Genomic DNA, 4,556 nt, shown 5'->3' with positions numbered 1-4,556 from the left:
TGCTCGTGGCCGCATCGTCTACGTCCGCAACGCAGTGAAGGGTGCCTGAACATGGCTGACTCGACTCTCGCGCTCGACGTCGTGAAGGCAGACGGCAAGAAGGCCGGCTCCGTGGAGCTGCCCGCCGCGCTGTTCGACGTCAAGACGAATATCCCCCTCATCCACCAGGTCGTCGTCGCGCAGCTCGCGGCGGCTCGCCAGGGCACCCACTCGACCAAGCGTCGCGGTGAGGTCTCCGGTGCCGGCCGCAAGCCCTTCAAGCAGAAGGGCACGGGTAACGCCCGTCAGGGCTCGATCCGCGCGCCGCACATGACCGGTGGTGGCATCGTCCACGGACCGAAGCCGCGCAACTACTCGCAGCGCACCCCCAAGAAGATGGTCGCCGCCGCCCTCCTGGGCGCGCTCAGCGACCGGGCTCGCGGCGGGCGTCTGCACGTCATCGACTCGTTCGGCATCGAGGGTGCGCCCTCGACGAAGGCTGCTGCCGCGGTTCTGGCTCAGCTCGCGCCGACGAAGAACGTCATGGTCGTCATCACGCGTGATGACGAGCTGAGCGTCAAGAGCGTCCGCAACCTCGCGTACGTCCACGTGCTCACGTTCGACCAGCTCAACGCCTACGACGTGCTCGTCTCCGACGACATCGTCTTCACCAAGGCCGCCTACGACGCGTTCGTCGCTGCGAAGGCCGGCTCCACCGAGGAGGTCTCGGCATGACCGCCGTCAACAAGGACCCGCGCGACATCATCCTGAAGCCGGTCGTCTCCGAGAAGAGCTACGGGCTCATCGACGAGGGCAAGTACACGTTCCTCGTGGACCCGCGCGCCACCAAGACCGAGATCAAGCTCGCCATCGAGAAGATCTTCGGCGTCAAGGTCGCGTCGGTGAACACGCTCAACCGCCCGGGCAAGTCCCGCCGCACCCGTTTCGGCACCGGTAAGCGCAAGGACACCAAGCGCGCCATCGTGAGCCTGAAGTCGGGCACCATCGACATCTTCACGGCCGTCGGCTGACAGCTGGGATAGAGGACTAGAGACATGGCTATTCGCAAGTACAAGCCCACGACCCCCGGTCGTCGCGGTTCGTCGGTCGCCGACTTCGCTGAGATCACGCGGTCGACGCCCGAGAAGTCGCTCCTTCGCCCGCTGGCGAAGACCGGTGGTCGCAACAACCAGGGCCGCATCACGACCCGTCACATCGGTGGTGGCCACAAGCGCCAGTACCGCGTGATCGACTTCCGTCGTAACGACAAGGACGGCATCAACGCCAAGGTCGCTCACATCGAGTACGACCCCAACCGCACCGCGCGCATCGCGCTGCTGCACTACTTCGACGGTGAGAAGCGGTACATCCTCGCCCCGAACAAGCTGTCGCAGGGTGACATCGTCGAGTCGGGTGCCGGCGCCGACATCAAGCCCGGCAACAACCTGCCGCTGCGCAACATCCCCACCGGTACGGTCATCCACGCCATCGAGCTCCGCCCCGGCGGCGGCGCGAAGATGGCGCGCTCGGCCGGTGCGTCCGTCCGCCTCGTGGCGAAGGACGGCCCGTACGCGCAGCTGCGTCTGCCCTCGGGTGAGATCCGCAACGTCGACGCGCGCTGCCGCGCCACCATCGGCGAGGTCGGCAACGCCGAGCAGTCCAACATCAACTGGGGCAAGGCCGGCCGCAACCGTTGGAAGGGCATCCGCCCGACCGTCCGCGGTGTCGCCATGAACCCGGTCGACCACCCGCATGGTGGTGGTGAGGGTAAGACCTCCGGTGGACGTCACCCCGTCACTCCTTGGGGCCAGGCCGAGGGTCGTACCCGGCACCCCAACAAGGAAAGCGACAAGTTGATCGTTCGCCGTCGCAACGCCGGCAAGAAGCGGAAGTAGGAGTAGAGGAAGATGCCTCGCAGCCTTAAGAAGGGCCCCTTCGTCGACGAGCACCTGCTTCGCAAGGTCGTCTCGCAGAACGAAGCCGGTACCAAGAACGTCATCAAGACCTGGTCGCGTCGTTCGATGATCATCCCGGCCATGCTGGGTCACACGATCGCCGTGCACGACGGACGCAAGCACATCCCCGTGTTCGTGTCCGAGACCATGGTCGGTCACAAGCTGGGCGAGTTCGCGCCCACCCGCACCTTCCGCGGCCACGAGAAGGACGACAAGAAGGGCCGTCGCCGCTGACGCGGCGACGCTCTCAGAGAGAGGAAGAGGAGGAGTACAAATGGTGGAATCCATCGCACGCGTGAAGCACATCCGCGTGACCCCTCAGAAGGCTCGTCGTGTCGTCGCGCTCATCAAGGGCAAGCAGGCTCAGGAGGCTCTCGCCATCCTGAAGTTCGCTCCCCAGGGTGCCAGCGAGCCCATCTACAAGCTCGTGGCCGCTGCGGTCGCGAATGCTCGTGTGAAGGCCGACAAGGACAACGAGTTCCTGGACGAGCAGGACCTGTACGTGAAGAACGCGTACGTGGACGAGGGCACGACGCTCAAGCGTTTCCAGCCCCGCGCCCAGGGTCGCGCGTTCCAGATCAAGAAGCGCACCAGCCACATCACGGTCGTGCTCTCGACCCCCGAGGTCGCCGAGTCCGCCCCGGCTGCCCAGACCAAGAAGGCGAGCAAGTAATGGGACAGAAGGTCAACCCGTACGGCTTCCGCCTCGGCATCACCACCGACCACGTGTCGCGTTGGTTCTCGGACTCCACCAAGCCCGGGCAGCGCTACGCCGACTACGTGGCGGAGGACGTCAAGATCCGTCGCCTCCTGACGACGTCGCTCGACCGTGCCGGCGTGAGCAACATCGAGATCGAGCGCACGCGTGACCGCGTCCGCGTCGACATCCACACCGCCCGCCCGGGCATCGTGATCGGCCGCCGCGGCGCCGAGGCCGAGCGCATCCGCGCCGACCTCGAGAAGCTCACCGGCAAGCAGATCCAGCTGAACATCCTCGAGGTGAAGAACCCCGAGGCCGACGCTCAGCTGGTCGCGCAGGGCATCGCCGAGCAGCTCTCCGCCCGTGTGGCCTTCCGCCGCGCGATGCGCAAGGGTCTGCAGGGTGCGCAGCGCGCCGGTGCCAAGGGTGTCCGCATCCAGGTCTCCGGCCGCCTCGGCGGCGCCGAGATGAGCCGTTCGGAGTTCTACCGCGAAGGCCGTGTGCCCCTGCACACCCTCCGCGCGAACATCGACTACGGCTTCTACGAGGCGAAGACCACCTTCGGCCGCATCGGCGTGAAGGTCTGGATCTACAAGGGCGACCTCACCAACAAGGAGCTCGCTCGCGAGCAGGCCAACGCGCCGAAGTCACGTCGTGACGACCGCGGTGGCGACCGTCGTCGTGGCCCCCGCAGCGAGGCCCCCGTCGCAGAAGGAGCGTCTGCCTGATGCTTATTCCCCGCAAGGTCAAGTACCGCAAGCAGCACCACCCGAAGCGTGACGGCGCCGCCACCGGCGGCACGACGGTCAGCTTCGGTGAGTTCGGCATCCAGGCCCTCACGCCCGCTTACGTGACGAACCGTCAGATCGAGTCCGCTCGTATCGCCATGACGCGTCACATCAAGCGTGGCGGAAAGGTGTGGATCAACATCTACCCCGACCGTCCGCTCACCAAGAAGCCGGCCGAAACCCGCATGGGTTCCGGTAAGGGTTCGCCCGAGTGGTGGGTCGCCAACGTCAAGCCGGGTCGCGTCCTCTTCGAGGTCGCGGGCGTCAACGAGCAGCTCGCTCGCGAGGCCCTGACCCGTGCCATCCACAAGCTGCCGCTCAAGGCACGCATCATCAAGCGCGAGGAGGGCGACGCGTAATGGCCGTCGGCACCAAGACGCTCGCCCCGAGCGAGCTGGACACGTTCGAAGACCAGCGCCTCGTGGAGGAGCTGCGCAAGGCCAAGGAAGAGCTGTTCAACCTGCGCTTCCAGTCGGCCACCGGCCAGCTCGAGAGCCACGGCCGCATCCGTGCGGTCAAGCGCGACATCGCGCGGCTCTACACCGTCATCCGCGAGCGGGAGCTCGGCATCCGTGCCACCCCCGCCCCGGTCGAGACGGCCACCAAGGCGAAGAAGAGCAAGGCCAAGAAGGCGGACGAGTCCGCTGAGGCCGCGAAGGAAGAGGCCGAGTGATGGCTGAGAAGAAGGATGCCGCTACGGCGCCCGTGACCACTGGTCACGAGTCGGCCGAGCACGACGTCCGCGACGTCAACGCCCGTGGGTACCGCAAGGCCCGCCGCGGCTACGTCGTCAGCGACAAGATGGACAAGACGATCGTCGTCGAGGTCGAGGACCGCGTGAAGCACCCCCTCTACGGCAAGGTCATCCGCCGCACGTCGAAGGTGAAGGCTCACGACGAGCAGAACACCGCCGGCATCGGCGACCTCGTCCTCATCAACGAGACCCGTCCGCTCAGCGCCACCAAGCGCTGGCGCCTGGTCGAGATTCTCGAGAAGGCGAAGTAAGCAATGATCCAGAACGAGTCTCGCCTCAAGGTCGCCGACAACACCGGCGCCAAGGAGCTCCTCACGATCCGCGTCCTCGGTGGTTCCAACCGCCGTTACGCCGGTGTCGGGGATGTCATCGTGGCGACC

At 66.3% G+C, this 4,556-nt stretch carries 10 protein-coding genes; all 10 read left to right on the top strand.

Annotated elements, in window-relative coordinates; genetic code table 11:
* Nucleotides 1-51 precede the first annotated feature (51 nt).
* Nucleotides 52-714 (top strand): 50S ribosomal protein L4, encoded by a 663-nt coding sequence (gene rplD / locus Q9S36_RS51425; protein ID WP_064003331.1) that lies wholly within the window; start codon nucleotides 52-54, stop codon nucleotides 712-714.
* Nucleotides 711-1,010 (top strand): 50S ribosomal protein L23, encoded by a 300-nt coding sequence (rplW, locus tag Q9S36_RS51420; protein WP_064003330.1) that lies wholly within the window; start codon nucleotides 711-713, stop codon nucleotides 1,008-1,010. Before rplD ends, rplW begins: the two co-directional genes overlap by 4 nt.
* A 24-nt stretch (nucleotides 1,011-1,034) precedes the next feature.
* Entirely contained in the window at nucleotides 1,035-1,874 is an 840-nt protein-coding gene (rplB, locus tag Q9S36_RS51415) for a 50S ribosomal protein L2 (protein ID WP_036309862.1), read from the top strand.
* Nucleotides 1,875-1,886: 12 nt separating this feature from the next.
* Complete coding sequence (rpsS, locus tag Q9S36_RS51410) at nucleotides 1,887-2,168, top strand: 30S ribosomal protein S19 (RefSeq protein WP_018187348.1); 282 nt, start codon at nucleotides 1,887-1,889, stop codon at nucleotides 2,166-2,168.
* 40 nt (nucleotides 2,169-2,208) lie between these two features.
* Nucleotides 2,209-2,607, top strand: coding sequence for a 50S ribosomal protein L22 (rplV, locus tag Q9S36_RS51405; RefSeq protein WP_064003329.1), 399 nt, complete (start codon nucleotides 2,209-2,211; stop codon nucleotides 2,605-2,607).
* Nucleotides 2,607-3,362 carry a 30S ribosomal protein S3 gene (rpsC, locus tag Q9S36_RS51400; protein ID WP_064003328.1) on the top strand — a complete coding sequence of 252 codons (756 nt, stop codon included), beginning with the start codon at nucleotides 2,607-2,609 and terminating at the stop codon, nucleotides 3,360-3,362. Before rplV ends, rpsC begins: the two co-directional genes overlap by 1 nt.
* On the top strand, nucleotides 3,362-3,781 hold the full coding sequence (gene rplP / locus Q9S36_RS51395; RefSeq protein ID WP_217528404.1) for a 50S ribosomal protein L16: 420 nt from the start codon (nucleotides 3,362-3,364) through the stop codon (nucleotides 3,779-3,781). Before rpsC ends, rplP begins: the two co-directional genes overlap by 1 nt.
* Nucleotides 3,781-4,095 carry a 50S ribosomal protein L29 gene (rpmC, locus tag Q9S36_RS51390; RefSeq protein WP_018187344.1) on the top strand — a complete coding sequence of 105 codons (315 nt, stop codon included), beginning with the start codon at nucleotides 3,781-3,783 and terminating at the stop codon, nucleotides 4,093-4,095. Before rplP ends, rpmC begins: the two co-directional genes overlap by 1 nt.
* Nucleotides 4,095-4,427, top strand: coding sequence for a 30S ribosomal protein S17 (gene rpsQ / locus Q9S36_RS51385; RefSeq protein WP_253034943.1), 333 nt, complete (start codon nucleotides 4,095-4,097; stop codon nucleotides 4,425-4,427). The genes rpmC and rpsQ overlap by 1 nt, the downstream gene beginning before the upstream one ends.
* 3 nt (nucleotides 4,428-4,430) lie before the next feature.
* Nucleotides 4,431-4,556: uL14 family ribosomal protein (locus Q9S36_RS51380; protein ID WP_311292422.1), on the top strand; the 126-nt coding region annotated here is incomplete at its 3' end.

The organism is Microbacterium sp. ARD31, from assembly GCF_031844425.1.
This window is presented reverse-complemented; position numbering and strand designations above follow the sequence as displayed.

What these genes read in the sequence shown, in the direction of transcription:
- rpsS (WP_018187348.1), top strand. Translation starts at nt 1,887, where the DNA reads ATGCCTCGCAGCCTTAAGAAGGGCCCCTTCGTCGACGAGCACCTGCTT.
- rplB (WP_036309862.1), top strand. Translation starts at nt 1,035, where the DNA reads ATGGCTATTCGCAAGTACAAGCCCACGACCCCCGGTCGTCGCGGTTCG.
- rpsC (WP_064003328.1), top strand. Translation starts at nt 2,607, where the DNA reads ATGGGACAGAAGGTCAACCCGTACGGCTTCCGCCTCGGCATCACCACC.
- rplP (WP_217528404.1), top strand. Translation starts at nt 3,362, where the DNA reads ATGCTTATTCCCCGCAAGGTCAAGTACCGCAAGCAGCACCACCCGAAG.
- rplD (WP_064003331.1), top strand. Translation starts at nt 52, where the DNA reads ATGGCTGACTCGACTCTCGCGCTCGACGTCGTGAAGGCAGACGGCAAG.
- rplV (WP_064003329.1), top strand. Translation starts at nt 2,209, where the DNA reads ATGGTGGAATCCATCGCACGCGTGAAGCACATCCGCGTGACCCCTCAG.
- rpsQ (WP_253034943.1), top strand. Translation starts at nt 4,095, where the DNA reads ATGGCTGAGAAGAAGGATGCCGCTACGGCGCCCGTGACCACTGGTCAC.
- rpmC (WP_018187344.1), top strand. Translation starts at nt 3,781, where the DNA reads ATGGCCGTCGGCACCAAGACGCTCGCCCCGAGCGAGCTGGACACGTTC.
- rplW (WP_064003330.1), top strand. Translation starts at nt 711, where the DNA reads ATGACCGCCGTCAACAAGGACCCGCGCGACATCATCCTGAAGCCGGTC.